This is a genomic window from Eubacterium maltosivorans (assembly GCF_002441855.2).
Classification (GTDB): Bacteria; Bacillota; Clostridia; order Eubacteriales; family Eubacteriaceae; genus Eubacterium; species Eubacterium maltosivorans.
The window spans coordinates 1,781,245-1,797,809 of record NZ_CP029487.1; the positions used below are offsets into that span (position 1 = coordinate 1,781,245).

18 protein-coding genes are annotated in these 16,565 nt (G+C 49.5%); 9 read left to right on the forward strand and 9 right to left on the reverse strand.

The annotated features are described in order from the left end of the window. Nucleotides 1-88: 88 nt before the first annotated feature. The 6 genes from CPZ25_RS08535 (at nucleotide 89) to CPZ25_RS08560 (ending at nucleotide 6,303) form a co-directional block, all read left to right on the forward strand. Entirely contained in the window at nucleotides 89-1,720 is a 1,632-nt protein-coding gene (locus CPZ25_RS08535) for a hypothetical protein (protein WP_096920194.1), read from the forward strand. Nucleotides 1,721-1,783: 63 nt separating this feature from the next. After that, nucleotides 1,784-2,359 carry an SOS response-associated peptidase gene (locus tag CPZ25_RS08540; protein ID WP_096920195.1) on the forward strand — a complete coding sequence of 192 codons (576 nt, stop codon included), beginning with the start codon at nucleotides 1,784-1,786 and terminating at the stop codon, nucleotides 2,357-2,359. 102 nt (nucleotides 2,360-2,461) lie between these two features. Then, nucleotides 2,462-3,961, forward strand: coding sequence for a phytoene desaturase family protein (locus CPZ25_RS08545; RefSeq protein WP_058693671.1), 1,500 nt, complete (start codon nucleotides 2,462-2,464; stop codon nucleotides 3,959-3,961). Next, nucleotides 3,958-4,821, forward strand: a complete 864-nt coding sequence (locus tag CPZ25_RS08550; RefSeq protein ID WP_096920196.1) for a phytoene/squalene synthase family protein — start codon at nucleotides 3,958-3,960, stop codon at nucleotides 4,819-4,821. The genes CPZ25_RS08545 and CPZ25_RS08550 overlap by 4 nt, the downstream gene beginning before the upstream one ends. Beyond that, nucleotides 4,818-5,486, forward strand: a complete 669-nt coding sequence (locus CPZ25_RS08555) for a diacylglycerol/polyprenol kinase family protein (RefSeq protein WP_096920197.1) — start codon at nucleotides 4,818-4,820, stop codon at nucleotides 5,484-5,486. Before CPZ25_RS08550 ends, CPZ25_RS08555 begins: the two co-directional genes overlap by 4 nt. A gap of 10 nt (nucleotides 5,487-5,496) precedes the next feature. Continuing rightward, complete coding sequence (locus CPZ25_RS08560; RefSeq protein ID WP_058693668.1) at nucleotides 5,497-6,303, forward strand: DUF92 domain-containing protein; 807 nt, start codon at nucleotides 5,497-5,499, stop codon at nucleotides 6,301-6,303. A gap of 47 nt (nucleotides 6,304-6,350) precedes the next feature. Here the strand turns inward: CPZ25_RS08560 and ispD are convergent, their stop codons facing one another. From ispD to CPZ25_RS08595, 7 genes are all read right to left on the reverse strand, one after another. Then, a complete protein-coding gene (gene ispD / locus CPZ25_RS08565; protein ID WP_074618075.1) occupies nucleotides 6,351-7,055 on the reverse strand; it encodes a 2-C-methyl-D-erythritol 4-phosphate cytidylyltransferase in 705 nt (234 codons plus the stop codon). Between the two features lie 4 nt (nucleotides 7,056-7,059). After that, complete coding sequence (gene tsaE, locus CPZ25_RS08570) at nucleotides 7,060-7,524, reverse strand: tRNA (adenosine(37)-N6)-threonylcarbamoyltransferase complex ATPase subunit type 1 TsaE (RefSeq protein ID WP_058693666.1); 465 nt, start codon at nucleotides 7,522-7,524, stop codon at nucleotides 7,060-7,062. Between the two features lie 8 nt (nucleotides 7,525-7,532). Beyond that, nucleotides 7,533-7,838 carry a PspC domain-containing protein gene (locus CPZ25_RS08575; protein ID WP_074618073.1) on the reverse strand — a complete coding sequence of 102 codons (306 nt, stop codon included), beginning with the start codon at nucleotides 7,836-7,838 and terminating at the stop codon, nucleotides 7,533-7,535. A 9-nt stretch (nucleotides 7,839-7,847) separates the two neighbouring features. Next, complete coding sequence (locus tag CPZ25_RS08580) at nucleotides 7,848-9,065, reverse strand: pyridoxal phosphate-dependent aminotransferase (protein WP_096920198.1); 1,218 nt, start codon at nucleotides 9,063-9,065, stop codon at nucleotides 7,848-7,850. Beyond that, nucleotides 9,065-9,358: a YerC/YecD family TrpR-related protein gene (locus CPZ25_RS08585; protein ID WP_013379420.1), complete on the reverse strand. Its 294-nt coding sequence runs from the start codon at nucleotides 9,356-9,358 to the stop codon at nucleotides 9,065-9,067. Before CPZ25_RS08585 ends, CPZ25_RS08580 begins: the two co-directional genes overlap by 1 nt. A gap of 121 nt (nucleotides 9,359-9,479) precedes the next feature. Then, entirely contained in the window at nucleotides 9,480-10,241 is a 762-nt protein-coding gene (gene yaaA, locus CPZ25_RS08590; RefSeq protein WP_058693663.1) for a peroxide stress protein YaaA, read from the reverse strand. Nucleotides 10,242-10,334: 93 nt separating this feature from the next. After that, complete coding sequence (locus CPZ25_RS08595; protein WP_058693662.1) at nucleotides 10,335-11,300, reverse strand: bile acid:sodium symporter family protein; 966 nt, start codon at nucleotides 11,298-11,300, stop codon at nucleotides 10,335-10,337. 178 nt (nucleotides 11,301-11,478) lie between these two features. Here CPZ25_RS08595 and cysS point away from each other — a divergent pair, with 178 nt between their 5' ends. Both cysS and CPZ25_RS08605 read left to right on the forward strand, forming a co-directional pair. After that, nucleotides 11,479-12,876, forward strand: coding sequence for a cysteine--tRNA ligase (gene cysS / locus CPZ25_RS08600; RefSeq protein WP_096920199.1), 1,398 nt, complete (start codon nucleotides 11,479-11,481; stop codon nucleotides 12,874-12,876). After that, a complete protein-coding gene (locus CPZ25_RS08605) occupies nucleotides 12,861-13,280 on the forward strand; it encodes a Mini-ribonuclease 3 (protein ID WP_096920200.1) in 420 nt (139 codons plus the stop codon). The genes cysS and CPZ25_RS08605 overlap by 16 nt, the downstream gene beginning before the upstream one ends. Nucleotides 13,281-13,316: 36 nt before the next feature. On the opposite strand, the gene CPZ25_RS08610 is transcribed toward CPZ25_RS08605, so the two are convergent. Both CPZ25_RS08610 and CPZ25_RS08615 read right to left on the reverse strand, forming a co-directional pair. Beyond that, nucleotides 13,317-13,667, reverse strand: coding sequence for a hypothetical protein (locus tag CPZ25_RS08610; RefSeq protein WP_058693659.1), 351 nt, complete (start codon nucleotides 13,665-13,667; stop codon nucleotides 13,317-13,319). A gap of 227 nt (nucleotides 13,668-13,894) precedes the next feature. Continuing rightward, a complete protein-coding gene (locus CPZ25_RS08615; RefSeq protein WP_096920201.1) occupies nucleotides 13,895-14,419 on the reverse strand; it encodes a hypothetical protein in 525 nt (174 codons plus the stop codon). Between the two features lie 201 nt (nucleotides 14,420-14,620). Between CPZ25_RS08615 and CPZ25_RS08620 the strand changes: the two genes are divergently transcribed. Continuing rightward, the gene (locus tag CPZ25_RS08620; RefSeq protein ID WP_167495197.1) at nucleotides 14,621-16,123 is read left to right on the forward strand and encodes a GntR family transcriptional regulator; all 1,503 of its coding nucleotides are present in this window, start codon (nucleotides 14,621-14,623) and stop codon (nucleotides 16,121-16,123) included. Nucleotides 16,124-16,565 lie beyond the last annotated feature (442 nt).

The window sequence follows — 16,565 nt, forward strand, 5'->3', positions numbered from 1 at the left end:
GTTTTTCAAGACCGCAAAAGCCAGTTGTTGCGGGCCTTTTTACATGATATACTGTTTTTATGATTATATTTAAAAGGAGAGGTTTATTATGAAATTAAGTACCTGCCCATCCTGTTTGAAAAGCCGTCTTTCCAGGCTTTTTTGCTGCATTTTTGCGGCATTGACATTGCTTGGCTGGCCCTTAGGGGTTTTGGCTGAGGAAGTTAACGCTGCGTCTGTGTCTTCCCCGTCTCTGATCATCGAAACACCTTCCGAAGCAGAAACCACCATTGCGCCCGGCAGGAATTTTTATGTTCTCGGCAGCATTGAAAACGGCAGCAGCCTACCCGATAACGCCGCCCTGACTGTTTCGCTGACAGATACAGAAGGCACGACTGTCAGAAAGGTCACTACCTCGATCAAATCAAACACAAGTCTCTATCTTCCCAGCAATCTGAATTATTACAGCCCGGTTACCAAGGAGGATATCAAAAACTCCGGCATGCCAGAGCTGATCAGCAAAGACCCTGTTAACGGGAGCGACTTTAACAACGCCTCCATCAAGTGCTACTATAATGATGATGCGTTCTATGCCATGATCGCAGGAGGCAATGATATTGACCAGATGAATTGGCGGGACGAGAATGGCCTCCCCTACCCAGAGCTTTTTGAAGGGGATTACACCATTACAGCTACGCTGGAGGCTCCGGATTCCACAATGCTTGCTCAGGCTCAAAAAACCATCACCATCGGCGTTTCTGAAAACAAGATTCTGGCGCGTTTTTCTCCCGATGAACACCTTGATTTTATAAAGGCCTGGGCTGGAGATAAGGGCTACCGCGTTTACAGCGACCCCTTTCCTGGCTACTGGTCGCAAAGTATTTTCTGTGAAATCCTGCCGGAATGGCGCGCAGCTGATGCGGCCGAGTACGCTGCTGGCAAGGTTCACTGTGTTTTATACAACCTGAAAAAATCAAGCTCCAGCTACAGCGTTGAGCTCGGCGCTCTTCAGGCCCAGGGCGTTATTGACAACCCTGACCGCATGGCCTTTTACTACTACAATATTGGAGAGCCTTCTCTCACCGTTGACGGCAGCACTGTTAAAGCTGAGCTGGAAGCGCTGCCAGCCGGACAAAAGGTTGCTTTTACCCGCGCTGAGGTAATCACAGGCGATACGGATGAAAACACTTACGATACAGCTGATACGGTCACTAAGACAGATCTTAACACCAGGGATGGCATTACATGCGGGGCTGCTGGCGAAACCCTCGCAATCTACGGCGTTACTGCACCCATTCAGCTGGCTTCTGAGGACATTATCGACAATGGTGACAATTCCTATACCTTAAACAACAAAATTACCAGGCTTCATTATGCCATCACCGGCGATGGCATTGATCTGGATGTCGATAAGCCTGTCGACACGTTAACACGGGCTTCCGGTCCTTCCGAGCTTGAGTTCAAGCATGATATTCCCATTGACGAGAGCATGTCCGGCAAAACACTTGGTGTTCATGTTACTGCCTATGACAGTCATAACAACGCTGTTTACAGCGCTGCCCTCGCTGTACCGGACGCGTCACAGACTGCCGAACCAGAAGCGCCGCAGCCGGTAACTCCCGTCAGTCCAGTCAATCCCAAAACCAGTGCGGATAACGCCACCTCACCGGTTCTGCCCTTTACCCTGCTGACGGCATTTCTCACAGGAACAGCAGCTTTTGCGCGTAAACGCGCCTGCTAAGCTAAAGTCTGCTTTCAGCTGCCCAGGGTATAATATGGACAGTTTTATAAAGGAGGTCTGTCTATGTGCGGACGCTATACCCTATTCTCACATAAAACCGATCCGGAGGCCCAGAGACTCTGGCAGGCTCTGACAAATACAGCGCCCGCTGTTCATGTGCCAAAGGGTGACATCGCACCCTCAGAATACGCGCCGATTTATGTGGCCGGAGATAAAAACGGCAGGACCGCAACAGTTATGAAATGGGGTTATCCTAATCCCCGCCGAAAAACGCTGATCATCAACGCCCGTTCCGAAACCCTTCTTCAAAAAGAGACCTTCCGGGAGGATTTTTTAAACCGGCGCTGCCTGGTTCCCGCCGAGGGCTTTTATGAATGGACACCCGAGAAAAAGCTTTTTGTCTTTGAGGGCAGCGATTCTTCCCTCATTTATCTGGCAGGTATCTACCGGAAGGCAGGGGACAGACGTGAATTTGTCATTCTGACTCGGGAGCCGGTCAGTCTGGTAGCTGAGATCCACAACCGGATGCCGGTCATCATCCCAGAAGATCAGGCAGAGGCCTGGCTTTACGACACTAACGCCGCCCTTGAGCTGATCCGTGCAGCGCCGCCAGAGCTGGTCCGGCGTTGTGTAAAATAGGCGAAGCTCTATAGATTTACTATTTGCCACATCGCTTAATAGTTTCCTTTTTCGGTTTAAGGGTATATAACCTTTAAACAAAACAATAAGGAGCTGATTAAATTGGCCAAAAAAGTTACAATTATAGGTGCCGGAACAGCCGGACTCGCAGCGGGTATCCGCCTCTTAAAAAACGGCTACGAGGTCGATATCTGTGAACGTCTGCCGCAGGCTGGCGGTAAAATGAATCAGATCAAGGACCAGGGCTTTACCTTTGACGTGGGGCCGACCATTGTCATGATGCCCGATATTTACAGAGAAATATTTGAATACGCCGGAAAAAACCCCGAGGATTACATTCCCATGAAGCGGCTGGACCCCATGTATGTCCTCACCTTTCCAGACGGTGAACAACAACGGGTATCCTCCGAGCTGACCGAGCTGACCAGTATGCTGGAGGCCATCAGTCCCGAGGATACCCTTGGCTATTTTAACTATCTGGCCGATGTGTACAAGCGCTATCTGGTGGCCAAGGATGAGTTTATTGACAAATCCTTCCGGGACCGCGGTGATTTTTACAATCTCAAATCTCTGGCCAACGCCATGAAGCTCAAAACCTTTGACGACGCCTACACCTCCATTTCCAAATTTGTAAAAAATGAAAACCTGCGGAAGGCGCTGGCCTTCCAGACTCTTTACATTGGTATTTCGCCTTACCAGGGCCCCTCGATCTACACCATTATCCCCATGATCGAGCTGCTCTACGGCGTGTGGTACATGCCTGGCGGCATGTATACCATGGCTGACGGCATGGTGCGGCTTTTTAAGGAGCTTGGCGGCACCCTGCGTCTGGACACCCCGGTCGACTGTATTGATATCGAAAATGGCCGGGCTGTGGGCGTCCACATTGGTGATACTGTGGAATCCCCGGACTACATCGTCTGCAGCGCGGATTTTCCCTATGCCATGAAATCTCTGATTCGTAACAAGGAGGCAAAGGGTAAATATACAGACGATAAGATCGACGAGCTGGAATACTCCTGCTCCTGTTTTCTCCTCTACCTGGGTCTGGATAAAAAGCTGCCAAACCTGTCTGTGCATAATATCCGGTTCGGCGGCGATTTTGACCAGAATGTCCGGGAAATTTTTGAGACCTATACCCTGCCAGAGGACCCTTCCATCTACCTGTATGTGCCCTCAAAAATTGACGGGTCCATGGCTCCGGAGGGATGCGAGGCCCTTTACGTGCTGGTACCTGTATCCGAACTGTCCAAGGGCGATATTTTGTGGGACAACCGGACCGTCAAGAATTACCGCAGCAAGGTTCTGGAGAAGCTGTCTGCCATCCCGGGGCTTGAGGATATTCAAAGCCACATCATCTTTGAAAAAAGCCTGACCCCTCTGGATTTTCAGGACACCTTTCACGCCTATAACGGCGCGACCTTTGGGCTGAAACCAACACTGTTCCAGAGTAATTATTTCCGCCCGCACAACAAGGCTGATCACTGTGAGGGTCTTTATTTCTGTGGCAGCAGTGTGCATCCCGGCGCCGGAGTGCCCATTGTCCTCACCTCAGCCAAGCTGGCGGTGGATGAGCTTTTAAAGGATGACGGACTGCTATGAGTACCTCCCTCGAACGGGATTACGCCTTCTGTGAGGACGTGATCAGAAAAAATTCCAAGAGCTTTTACCGGGCTTTTTCGGCGCTGCCCCGTCAAAAGGCTCTGTCCATTTTTGCCATTTATGCATTTTGCCGAAGGGCTGATGATCTGGCCGATATACAGCGGGACCGCCGCAGACTTGAGACTTTTCAGGAAACCTTCGAGTCTTTCAAGGCCGGTATCACCCCAGATGATCCTATGTGGCGGGCCCTCCGTCACACGGTAGAACACTACAATATCGGGTTAGCCCCCTTTGACGACATGCTCACCGGCCAGCGTATGGATCTAAGCTTTGAGCAGCCTGCCACCCAGACTGCCCTTGAGGATTACTGCTATTACGTGGCCGGCAGTGTAGGGCTCATGATCCTGCCTGTACTCTCAAAGCATCACCGCCTTTTAGAGCAAAATGCAGTGGATCTTGGCAAGGCCATGCAGCTGACCAACATCCTCCGGGATGTGGGTGAGGATCTGGTAAACAGACGGATCTATATTCCCCGGGAAATCCAGCTACTTTATGGCTACTCAGACGACGAGCTGCGCCGCCAGACCGTTAACTACACTTTTAAGCAGCTCTGGGAATATGAGGCCCGCCGGTCTGAATTTCTTTATAAAAAAGCGCTGATGGGACTTCCCCTGTTTGACGCAGACAGCCGCCTGCCTGTACTCCTGGCTGCTGTCCTTTACCGGCAGATTCTGACCGCTGTCCGGGACAACCATTACGACTGCTTCAGCAAACGGGCTGTGGTGCCAAAGGCACGGCAGCTTTTACTCTACCGCCAGAGCAGCGAGGCTGTCCGAAATTTGAGAGGTAATCCTTTATGATTGACACTAACCTTCTCGGGATCATCTTATCCTTTATTTATGTTTTTATAGTATTGGGCCTGTCCACACTGCTGCAAAAGCGCGGCCTGTCCGCCGAAGGCTCCCGTAAGCTTGTGCACATCGGGGTTTCCAACTGGTGGCTCATTGCCATGTTCTGCTTTAATAACGTGGTGTGGGCGTCGGTGGCGCCGGCAGCCTTTATTGTGCTCAACGCCATCTCCTACCGAAAGGACCTGTTCAGCGCTATGGAACGCCACGAGGGTAGTGGCGACCTGGGTACGGTCTATTACCCCATCTCCCTGCTGATTTTGACCATTCTGTGCTTTGGCGGCTACAGTCTACCCTACGCCGGAGCCCTCGGCGTCTTTGTCATGGGATATGGAGATGGTCTGGCCGCGGTGGTGGGAAAGCGTTTTGGCAAAATGAAGTACCATATTTTCGGCAACACCAAAAGCTACGTGGGCAGTCTGACCATGCTGGCGGTTTCCTTTCTGGTCTGCGCTGTGATCCTCTGGGCAGCGACTCCGGTTTTTCTGGGAACCATCCTGCTTCAGGCTCTGATTCTCGCGGTTTTTGCCACGGTAGTGGAGGCAGTCTCCCCCTTTGGGCTTGATAACCTGACGGTTCCCCTGCTCACCTTTTTTCTATACCAGCTGTTTTTTTAAGGAGTAATCAATGAAAGCTTTACTACTCGGCGCTCTCCTGAGCGCCCTCATCGGTTTTGCCGCCTATAAAAAAAGGGCCTTAAGCACCAGCGGCTTCATGGCGGCAGTGGTGCTCGGCACAGTTATTTACCTCTGCGGCGGCCTCTTATTCTGGCTGACTATGATCGCCTTTTTTATTTCTTCCAGCCTGCTGACCTTTATCAAATCCAGCAAAAAAGAGGCGGCCCAGCAGCTCAATGAAAAGGGCGGCCAGCGCGACGCTGTACAGGTATTTGCCAACGGCGCCCCGGGTATGGCAGCGGCGATCCTTTTCTGGTTCTATCAGAATCCTGTTTTCCTTATCATTTTCGCCGCCTCCTTTGCCGCCTCCAACGCAGATACCTGGGCCTCGGAGATCGGCGTTTTAAATCGGAAGCCGCCGGTTTCCATCATTGGCTTTAAACCCATGGAGGCCGGCACCTCGGGCGCAGTGAGCCCACTGGGCATGGCGGCAGCTCTTGCTGGGGCGCTGTTTATCGCTCTGGTTTTCTGCCTGGCTGGCGGTCTGGTCTGGAAGCTTCCGGTTCTCCGCCTTTCATGGGTGCTCATCATCACAATCAGCGGTTTTCTGGGCTGTCTGACCGACAGTGTCCTGGGTGCTGTGGTCCAGGCTCAGTACCGCTGTATCAGCTGTGGACGTCTGACCGAAAAAACCGAGCATCACGGCGAGGCAGCGGTGCTGGTCAAGGGCTTTAAAATCATGAACAATGATGTCGTCAATTTCCTGAGTGGCATGGCTGCCGGACTCCTTGGCAGCATCTTCTTTAATCTTTTATAAAAAGACACATACAAAAAGACCATTTTCCCGCTGGAAAATGGTCTTTTTTAATGCTCGCCAGAAAAAAGATCGATGAGCGACTCCGCGATGATCAGGTCTTCAGGCGTTGTTATCTTAATATTATTGTAGTGTCCCCGGACAATTTTCACCGGCACACACATTCGCTCAACTAAAAAGGCATCGTCGGTGCCCTCCACCTCCTCCTGGATAGCCTTCTCGTGGGCGTCCAAAAGCAGATCATAGGTAAAAGTCTGAGGCGTCTGAATCTCAAAAAGAAAGTCCCGGTTGGGCGTGTACTCCACAAAGCCGTCCTTCTCAACCACCTTGATGGTGTTTTTGGCTGGCACTGCCACAATGGTGGCCTTATGCTGGATGGTCTCATAGATGCTCTGAACAATGATATCTTCCTTAATCAGGGGTCTTGCACCATCATGGACCAGTACAATATCGGTCTGAGGGCTTACTTTTTTCAGGCCTTCATAAACGGACTTCTGACGGGTCGATCCGCCCTCCACCAGCTTGATCTTAGAATAATTGTGAGGGGCTAAAACCTGCTGTCGGCAGATTTTAAACTCATTTTTATTGATAACCAGAATGATCTCATCAATGAGAGAGCAGCGCTCAAAAACATCCAGCGTATAGGACAGAATCGGTTTTCCCCTCAGGGTCAGGTACTGCTTGTTGATGGGCGCATTCATTCGCGTCCCCTGACCGGCAGCGGGGATAATGACACTGGTTTTTATTTTTTCCATGCTTTCACCATCCCAATTCCTTAAGGCCGTTAATGATTGCTGCTTCCTCTGTCTCAATGGTAATGAGACGTTCATCCGGTTTTTCGGTCTGATCAAGCGCAAAGGTTATTTTAGATGCGAAGGGATAATCACCGGCCACCTGAGGCCATTCAATGATCAGACTGCACCCCTCGTCCAAATAGTCCTCAAAACCCATTTCATAGAGCTCCTCAGGGTCGCCAAGGCGGTACAGGTCAAAATGATAGACCTTTTTATCTCCATCCTCATAGGCGTTGACCAGGGTATAAGTCGGACTGCTGACATCATCAAAGATGCCCATCCCCTCAACAATTCCCTTGGTGACAGCTGTTTTGCCGGCTCCCATACCTCCTGTCAGCAGAATCGTACGAGGGCCGCCTAACAGACTGCCGAAATCTGCTCCCAGCTGCCTTGTGGCTTCGGGAGATTCCGTTTTTATCGTGATTTTCATGAACATTCCTAACTATCCGATTTTTTCTGATCGTCTTCGTCATCGACAATCTCGTACTCAACCTCGACCACGTTGTCGTCCTGGCCCGCACCTGCACTGCCGCCCTTATCCTTGATCACTGCGGATAAGAGCACATAGAGCAGAATGCTGACCAAACCGGAGATAAAGTTGAGTACAAACGGCAGTACGGGCAGAATAAACAACACCCGGAATATCCAGGGCGAAACGCCCAGATATTCCCCGATCCCCTGGCAGACGCCAGAGATAATTCCGTTTTGCTTGTCTCTGAGCAGACGTTTTTTTCGATTACTCATAAAATTGTATTATCCTTGTATATAACCGCTCATGAAGCGCTGAAGGCGATCCATGGTTTCTTCAAGCTGTGTGGGCGCCGGCAGAAAGACCACTCTGAAATGGTCGGGCTCTGCCCAGTTAAAGCCTGTGCCCTGTACCAGCAGCACGCGTTCACGCTTCAGGAAATCCAGAGCAAACTGAACATCATCCGTAATGTTAAAGCGTTTGATGTCAACCTTCGGGAAGCAGTACAGCGCACCGTCGGGCTTAACGCAGCTGATGCCTGGAATCTCATTGAGCCGTTTATAGACAATATTGCGCTGCTCGTAAAGACGTCCGCCCGGCCGCACCAGGTCGTCGATGCTCTGGTATCCGCCGAGGGAGGTCTGGATAGCGTATTGGGCCGGTACGTTTGCGCACAGACGCATGGTGGCCAGCAGATTGATGCCCTCGATATAATCTCTGGCCATCTCTCTGTTTCCGGAAAAAACCATCCATCCGACTCTGAAGCCCGGAACACGATGGGATTTTGACAGCCCATTGAGCGTAACCACCAAGGTTTCATTGGTCAGCGTCCCCATGGGTACATGCTCGATTTCGTCGTAAATAATCTGGTCATAGATCTCATCGGCAAAAATGATCAGCTCATTTTCAACCGCGATCTTTACAATTCCCTCCAGAATTTCTTTTGGGTAAACCGCCCCGGTGGGGTTATTGGGGTTGATGACGACAATTCCTTTGGTGTTGGGGGTGATCTTTTTTCGGATATCCTCAAGATCTGGATACCAGTTGGATTCCTCGTCACAGATATAATGAACAGCCTTCCCGCCTGCCAGGGTAGCGCAGGCGGTCCAGAGCGGGTAATCCGGCGCCGGGATCAGGATCTCATCGCCGTCATCTACCAATGCCTGCATACAGAAGGAGACCAGCTCACTGGAGCCGTTTCCGATATACACATCCTCCTCGTTCAGATCCATAAGCCCCTTGGTCTGATAATACTGAACGATGGCCTTGCGCGCTGGGAAAATCCCCTTCGAATGACAGTAGGCCTCAGAGCTTCTGAGATTATAGCGGATATCGCGGATAACCTCGTCCGGAGCGTTCAGGTTAAAGGTCGGCGGGTTGCCGGTATTGAGCATGATAATGTCAATCCCCTCCGCCGTCATCCTGTCGGCTTCCTCAACGACCGGCCCCCGGATATCGTAACAGACATTATCCAGCTTTTTGGATTTTTTAAAAGTTCTCATTAATCCTCACCTTCATTTTGGTCAAACATCCTTTCGATGATCTGACGGTACCCCTTTCCATGCTTCAGGCAGCGGTTGACACGGCTGATGGTCGCAGAACTCGCTCCAGTCTGATTTTCCACATCGATAAAGGTTTTTCCTTCATATAACAAAAGGGCGATCTGAAAACGGTTGGCCATGTCGTCAACCTCTTTTATGGTACAGATATCCTCTAACAGCTCAAAGCATTCTTCTTCCGATTCGATTGATAAAATGGCCTGGGCCAGCATTTTGCGTTTATCATTTGTATCCATGGTTTTACCTCTGTTTTCTTAAATTAAAATCATTATCTTTGATAACACTTAAAATTATCTTATACTCCATTAAAGTGTATGGGATTATTATATCATGCTGAACAGCTAAAGCAAAGAAATATCAAAAATTCACCTCTGTCGGGATGTTTTTCACAAAGACAAGCTCTCTGTCAGACGAAAGCGCTTCATCCAGCTGGTAACCGTCCTCATCGAAGGCCCTGAGTGTCTCAGGCTCCGCTGCTCGATTTCGGATCATCCAGCCTGCCATCAGGCCTCTGGCCTGCTTAGACTGTGTGGAATGGGTTTTTGGCTCGCCGTTTTTCATGACCTTAAAGGTGCAGGTGATCATCTCTCTCGGGGACTTCAGGTGTTTTTCAACCGCTTTGCCGTACTCGCCGGAGGCCAGATTCACAACAGGCAGATCACCGTCCTTTGTAATCTCCCGGTAGAGCAGATCACCCCAGAAAGCATACAGCGACTGTTCTTTTAAAATTTTGTTTTTCATTTCCAGCCGGTAGGGATAAACGCTGTCCAAAGGCTTCAATACGCCGTAAAGCGCATCGAGAATCCGCAGATGCGCATTTGCGTACTGCCAGTCTCCCGGCGTAAAGGTCTCAGCCGCCAGGGCTTTATACTGCTGCCCATCGTAGGCCAGCAGCGCCGGTGTGCCGTCTGTATCGAACCTAAAGGCCGCGCAGCGTTCCCTGTTGAGGGCAGCCAGCTGATCACTCAGCCGCATCGCCGCCTTAAAATCATCCTCTGTCATGGCTTTAAGAACATCTGCCAGCTCTGCCGTTTTTGTTTCAAACACTGGCAGACTGGTTACCGCGCCTGGCAGCTCAAAGGTTCTGAGATTCTTTGCAGGCGATAAAATCATCTTCATCCGTACACACCCTCTTTCATTTTTATATTTCTATATAGTATACACTAAAAAAAGCCCTCTTACGAGAGCGGATTGATAAATTTTCAAGCTTTATTAAGATACTTTTTCGGCAATATTTTCGCGGCCAGCCAGCCGATCCAGACAGAAACCTGCCATGGCGGCCAAAATCTGTTGAAACAGCGTCCCGATCATAACTGGAAACATGACCTCTGGCGGAAAATACTGCCCGGCGATCACTGCCCCTGCGCTGATGTTGCGCATGCCGCTGTTAAAAGTCATGGAGACCCGGCCGTCGCCCTTCTCCCTGAAAATTTTGGAGGCCAGGAACCCCCAGATAAAGCCGCTGACAGCCAGCAGAAAGATAACAAGGGTTACCAGCAGCAAAGTGGGCGTCATCTGGCTGAAAAAGGGGGCGACCTTGGTGGAATTGATGATAACGACCAGAATAAGCCCTATTTTACTGAGCGGCGCAAGCTTCGGCGACAGTGTATGTTTGACCCGCCCCCTGGTGGCATGGTTAAGCGTCATGGCAAGCAGCGCCGGAACAGCGATCATTAACACCAGGTCCTTCATCATACCGGCAACCGAGATCTCAACCGCAGAGCCCATGAGCACATGCAGGCTGAAGGGTACCAGAAAAGGCGCTGCCAGCGTGTCGATGAGAATGATCGACAGCGTCAGAGCCGAGTTGCCGTGATAAATATTGACCCAGACCAGACTCACGATGCCTGTGGGCACGATAAACTCCAGCACGATTCCAGTGACCAGCAGCGGATCGTCAAAAATCAGGCTGCCCACCAGAAAGGCTGTGAGCGGCACCACAATGTGCAGGATCAGCATAACCACAATCAGCGGGACAGGGTGCATGGCAATCTTCTTCATATCCCGAAACCCTGAGCCAAGGCTGCCCGCAAAGGTCATAAAGGCAAAAAGCCAGGGTACCAGCGGCGCAAACCTTCCCAGCCACGCCGAAAAAACCACCCCGATGATCAGGCACAACGGTGTGACCAGGGGCATCCACTTTTCGATAAAAGTATTAAAACGGCTTAAATACTGCATTTTTTCTCTCTTTTCAATTCTAAATTTACAAACCTTTTAAACCATTATACCATTCCCCTCACGGCTGTATACAAGACTTTTCCATGAGAACGTAAACAGATTTTTATTTCCTTTATAGGAAAACCGCTTTGCCTATGCTATAATAAACACAATCGCAAAAATTAAGAAGGAGAAAGCCATGAAATTATATAATACCCTTACCCAAAAAAAGGAAGAGTTTGTTCCCATTGAAGAAGGCAAGGTACGGATGTACTCCTGCGGGCCGACTGTTTATAATTATTTTCATATCGGCAATGCCCGTCCCTTCATCGTTTTTGATGTGCTCAGACGTTTTTTAGAATATATCGGCTACGATGTCAAGTTTGTCCAGAACTTTACCGATGTGGACGACAAGATCATCAACCGCAGCATCGAGGAAGGCATTACCGCCGCCGAGGTCGCTGACAAGTACATTGCAGAATACTTTAAGGATGCCGACGCTCTGGGCATCCGCCGGGCCGACGTACACCCCCGGGTAAGCGATCATATGCCAGAGATCATCGAAATGATTAAAGCGCTTGAGGAGCGCGGACTGGCCTACAATGTAGACGGCAATGTCTACTATCAGGTCGATCATTTTCACGACTATGGAAAACTCTCCAAACAATCCATTGACGACCTGAAATCTGGCGCGCGTATCGACGTGAACGATGAAAAACGCAGTCCTTTGGACTTTGCCCTGTGGAAAAAGAAAAAGGACGGAGAGCCCTACTGGGAAAGCCCCTGGGGACAGGGACGCCCGGGCTGGCACATCGAATGCTCGGCAATGTCCCGCAAGCATCTGGGTGAAAGCATTGACATTCACGGCGGCGGCCAGGACCTGATCTTCCCCCACCACGAGAATGAGATTGCCCAGTCCGAGGGCTCCTGCGGCTGTAAGTTTGCCAACTACTGGGTTCATAACGGCTATATCAACATCAACAATGAAAAAATGTCCAAGTCCAAGGGCAATTTTTTTACCGTGCGTGACATCGCCAAGCACTATGATCTGGAGGTCGTCCGCATGTTCATGCTCATGGCCCACTACAGAAGCCCTGTCAATTTTTCCGACGAGCTGCTGGGACAGGCCCAGAATGCGCTGGAACGGCTTTACAATGCCAAGTATCAGATGGAATATCTGCTTGAAAATAACAAGACAGAAGCTGCCGCAGAAGAAGAAAAAACATGGATGGACAGCCTGGCCCAATACAAAAAGGGCTTCATCGACGCCATGGACGACGACCTGAACACTGCCGACGCCATTGCCGCTATCTTTGAGCTGGTGCGCGACGCCAACTCCCACCTGAGCGAGTCCTCCTCCCGGGAAGCGGTAAAAGCCGCGCTGAACCTTTTTGAGGAACTGACCGGCGTCATCGGGCTGGCCGCCAAGGAAAAGGAAACAAACCTGGAATCCGAGGTTGAAGCCCTCATCGCTCAGCGTCAGGAAGCCCGTAAAAACAAAAACTTTGCCTTGGCCGATGAAATCCGCGACGCGCTGCTGGCCAAAGGCATTATTCTTGAGGACACGCGCGAAGGAGTCAAATGGAAGAAAGCGTAAAACAACGTCTGCTCAAAAAATACACCGTCTCTGAGGCAAGAGCCCTCAATCCGCTGACCCTTGCCTATATCGGCGACGGCGTTTATTCCGAATATATCCGTCGTTTTCTGGTATCCGGCGGCCTCTCCAATGTCAACCACCTGACAAAGGAATCCATAAAATATGTTAAGGCCGACGGACAATCAAAAATGGTTCTGGCCCTCATGGACTCCCTGACAGATGAGGAACAGTCCATTGTAAGGCGCGGCCGCAACACCCGCTCCCAAGTGCCCAAGCATGCCAGAACCATCGACTACCGCTACGCTACCGGTCTCGAGGCCCTTGTCGGCTATCTGGAGCTGACCGGCCAGAAAGAACGGCTCGAGGAGCTGATGGTACGCGGCATTGATCTGCTGTCCGAATAAAATAAAGCCCTGCTTATTGATTAAAGCAGGGCTTTTTTACTGTTTGTCGTTGACGTTTGCGCGCCAGTTTTCCAATACCTCATGGGCCTCCTGAACGGCTTCCCGAATGTTTTCCACTGTAGCGTTGACACGCGTTTCTCCCAGGGCAGACGTATGAATGCCTTCAACCAGTGGGTGATAGCAGTCAAAGATGTAGGTCCCGAAATACTTCTTTTTATGAAAAGTATCATACTCTGTGCGCACAAATTGCTTTAGCTCCTTAAAAGCAGCCCGTACGACCATTTTGTCTTCGCCAGCCTGGATCAGCGTTTCAACAGAGGCTATTTTTTCTTCAACAATACGTGCATTTTTCTCGACGTATTCTTTTTGATTAGTAATCCCATCCATCACTGTTACCTCCCATGTATTTTGTATATTTTATCATAAAAATAATTAATTAGATAGATGAAATCTATCATTTCTTCTATTTTTTTTCATTTTTTCCTGTAAATTTTATTTTTAATTGCAAGTTACCATATTTTATGATTATTTTTTGGAGAGCAACACAAAAACCGCCTGCTATGATGGCAGACGGTTGGCTTATGGACAGGTCTGATATTCTGTTTTTACAGGTCTTAAATGGTATTCTTCATGACAGAAGGCTCTGGTGTATCTTTATCGCTTTTCTCTTTTTCGTCGGCGCCTGTTTCCGGCTTGGCTTCAGCTTCTTCAACAGCTGCCGGCTCATTGATACTTTCAGAGCTGTCATCTTCCGGTGCAGCTTCATCTACAATGGTTTCTGTCACAGTGGTTTCCATCACTGTATTAAGGGCAGCCTCCGGGATTGCCTCCGCTGCGTTCTCATCAGTCTGGGTATCATCCACACCTGCTTTTGCCTTTCGGGGGCCTGTTGTCATTTCCACCAGATATCCCATACCACCCAGGGCAGCTGCATAGAAAATATACGGCCCGCAGTTAGTAACAAAATAAACAATGATATCCGTCAGGCTCTCAGATACTGTAATGTACTGGGTGCTGATCAAATTTGAAATATAGAGGGCCGTATTGATCAGGGAAAAAATTGCATAAATACCAAAAAGCACAGCGACAATGTAAAGGGCCAGGCTGGCTTTATTCTTCTTTTTAACTTCTGTTTTCATGTTAGCTCCTTTGTAAATTGATAATTAACAGGATACCAAAACAATCTGATGGCTTTCTGACAGCTTTGTGACCGTTTGGTGAAGTTTTTCCCTCCTACACCTTGATCATAATAATATTGCATTTCACTGCTCAATTCATAGCATTTTGCGGCTATAAATGGTAGAATATGTATTATACACTAAAGATAAAGGATGAATACCTTGAAAGATACACAAGAGCTCTATCAAATTGTCTATGAACATTACGCCGATAAAATCCGCTTTGGTTTTTACCGGGAAGGGGACTCCCTTCCAACCATTGAAAAAATAAGTGGGCAGTTTAATATTTCCATCAATACGGCGCGCCAGGCCCTCGTTAATCTTAAGCGTGACGGCTATGTCCGCCTGACACGGGGAAGGCCGGCCATTGTCACCGTCTCCTACAGCGAGGAGCAATGCCGCAAGCGTTACATTGAGCACTTCACCGCCCGACATGACGCCCTGGAGGAGCTTCGTGCCTTTCTGCCCGAACTTTTCTCCAAGACCCTTCTCCATGCTTTTTATTTTATGAAGCCAAAGGACTCTGAAAAGCTGATGGATTTGCTTCTGCAGACCCGTCTTGAGGACAGCCTGCCCTTCTTTAACCCTCTGCGTTTTGCTCTCTCCAGTCTCGGAAATCCTCTGCTGGAAAGCATGCATCTGAATGTCTCCATGTTTACCTACCTTTCCCAGAAGAACATGAGCGCCATTGGACTTCCCTATGACCTGAGCATCTTCGCTGCCCTTCTGAGCGATTTCAACCAGCTGTCACATTTCAAGGCCAGCGGAGATGACGCAGGCATGTGCCGGGTCATCACTAAAATCTGCGCATTCATATCTGAACAGATTGGCCGGCTGAACAGGGAGGTAACCGACCAGTTTGGCGAAAATCCTGAGCAGATTCCCTTTGTATGGCGCATACAGGTCGGCAGACCGCAGGTATACTATAACGTGGCGGTTCGTATAATTGCCGAAGTTAGAAAGGGCAACTATAAACACGAAGAATTTCTGCCGACCCCAGCTGTTCTTGCCGAAAAATACGGTGTTTCCATGATCAGCATCCGCAGAACCATCACACTCCTGAACAGTGTCGGCCTGACTGAAACCATCAACGGACGCGGCACACGGATAAGCCTTTATCGCAAGCCTCTGGAGGGTCTGGACCTGTCCAACCCCGGAACTCGAAAGAGCCTGCTTTTCTACCTCATGGGTCTTCAGCTGATTACCATCAGCGTCCGCACGATCGCCCGGGAAAGCTTTGACGAGATCACCCAGGAAAGAATCGATGAGATCACCCGTCTCTATGAGCAGGAAAAACAGAGCGGGCAATACCTCTTTACCCACGGACAAATATTAAAAACGGTGTTCTATTCCCATAAAAACTCAGAAATCCGGGCGATTTTCAGCCCCCTGATCCATATCATGTCCTGGGGGATTCCGCTGAGTTACTTTGGCGATTCCGATATGGCTGTTAAGGGTGAGGAGCTTGATCTTCTGATCGGCCTGCTGCTGTCCGGCGACCGCGAGGGCTTCGCACGCCAGCTGGAAAAAAACAGCTTGAATATTTTTATCCGTGAACGCCAGAAGCTCCTGGCCGCTGGTCTGTCCGACGTCGAAAACATTCAAGTGCCGGCTCCGGCAGTTTTAGAGCTGGCGGACTCCCGTATTCATTTTAATTCGCACTAAAAAACGCAGGGAAAACCATCAGTTTTCCCTGCGTTTTAATTTTTATCAACGGTAAGGTCGGGACCGCGGGCCAGAGCACCATTTGGGGAGTGCTGCTTCCTACAAGAGCCATTCGCTTTCGAAAATCTAACAACATGATAGGTGGAGAAAGGTAGGTTCACAGCAGTGCCTGGCCGTCACAATCCCTCCTTACTTTCCAATAAAAAGAAATCATCTGCCTTGGATATACATCTGTCGGATGCTTTATCATCGCCTTATTATAATCCAAAGTTGAGAACAGCGCAAGCTTAATTTATGTTTTAATAATGTCACTTCAGCATTATCCACAGGTAAATTTTTGCATCTCTGTATTTCCTCAAATGCTACTTTCTATATTTTGTTAAATTCTAAAAAGATTCGTGTTAAAATCTCAATATCTTGTATCTGTCCACACTATCCACAG

Excerpts from the sequence above, each read along its gene's own strand:
- CPZ25_RS08535 (WP_096920194.1), top strand. The coding sequence starts at position 89 with ATGAAATTAAGTACCTGCCCATCCTGTTTGAAAAGCCGTCTTTCCAGG.
- CPZ25_RS08540 (WP_096920195.1), top strand. The coding sequence starts at position 1,784 with ATGTGCGGACGCTATACCCTATTCTCACATAAAACCGATCCGGAGGCC.
- CPZ25_RS08550 (WP_096920196.1), top strand. The coding sequence starts at position 3,958 with ATGAGTACCTCCCTCGAACGGGATTACGCCTTCTGTGAGGACGTGATC.
- CPZ25_RS08555 (WP_096920197.1), top strand. The coding sequence starts at position 4,818 with ATGATTGACACTAACCTTCTCGGGATCATCTTATCCTTTATTTATGTT.
- CPZ25_RS08560 (WP_058693668.1), top strand. The coding sequence starts at position 5,497 with ATGAAAGCTTTACTACTCGGCGCTCTCCTGAGCGCCCTCATCGGTTTT.
- ispD (WP_074618075.1), bottom strand. The coding sequence starts at position 7,055 with ATGGAAAAAATAAAAACCAGTGTCATTATCCCCGCTGCCGGTCAGGGG.
- tsaE (WP_058693666.1), bottom strand. The coding sequence starts at position 7,524 with ATGAAAATCACGATAAAAACGGAATCTCCCGAAGCCACAAGGCAGCTG.
- CPZ25_RS08575 (WP_074618073.1), bottom strand. The coding sequence starts at position 7,838 with ATGAGTAATCGAAAAAAACGTCTGCTCAGAGACAAGCAAAACGGAATT.
- CPZ25_RS08580 (WP_096920198.1), bottom strand. The coding sequence starts at position 9,065 with ATGAGAACTTTTAAAAAATCCAAAAAGCTGGATAATGTCTGTTACGAT.
- CPZ25_RS08585 (WP_013379420.1), bottom strand. The coding sequence starts at position 9,358 with ATGGATACAAATGATAAACGCAAAATGCTGGCCCAGGCCATTTTATCA.
- yaaA (WP_058693663.1), bottom strand. The coding sequence starts at position 10,241 with ATGAAGATGATTTTATCGCCTGCAAAGAATCTCAGAACCTTTGAGCTG.
- CPZ25_RS08595 (WP_058693662.1), bottom strand. The coding sequence starts at position 11,300 with ATGCAGTATTTAAGCCGTTTTAATACTTTTATCGAAAAGTGGATGCCC.
- cysS (WP_096920199.1), top strand. The coding sequence starts at position 11,479 with ATGAAATTATATAATACCCTTACCCAAAAAAAGGAAGAGTTTGTTCCC.
- CPZ25_RS08605 (WP_096920200.1), top strand. The coding sequence starts at position 12,861 with ATGGAAGAAAGCGTAAAACAACGTCTGCTCAAAAAATACACCGTCTCT.
- CPZ25_RS08610 (WP_058693659.1), bottom strand. The coding sequence starts at position 13,667 with ATGGATGGGATTACTAATCAAAAAGAATACGTCGAGAAAAATGCACGT.
- CPZ25_RS08615 (WP_096920201.1), bottom strand. The coding sequence starts at position 14,419 with ATGAAAACAGAAGTTAAAAAGAAGAATAAAGCCAGCCTGGCCCTTTAC.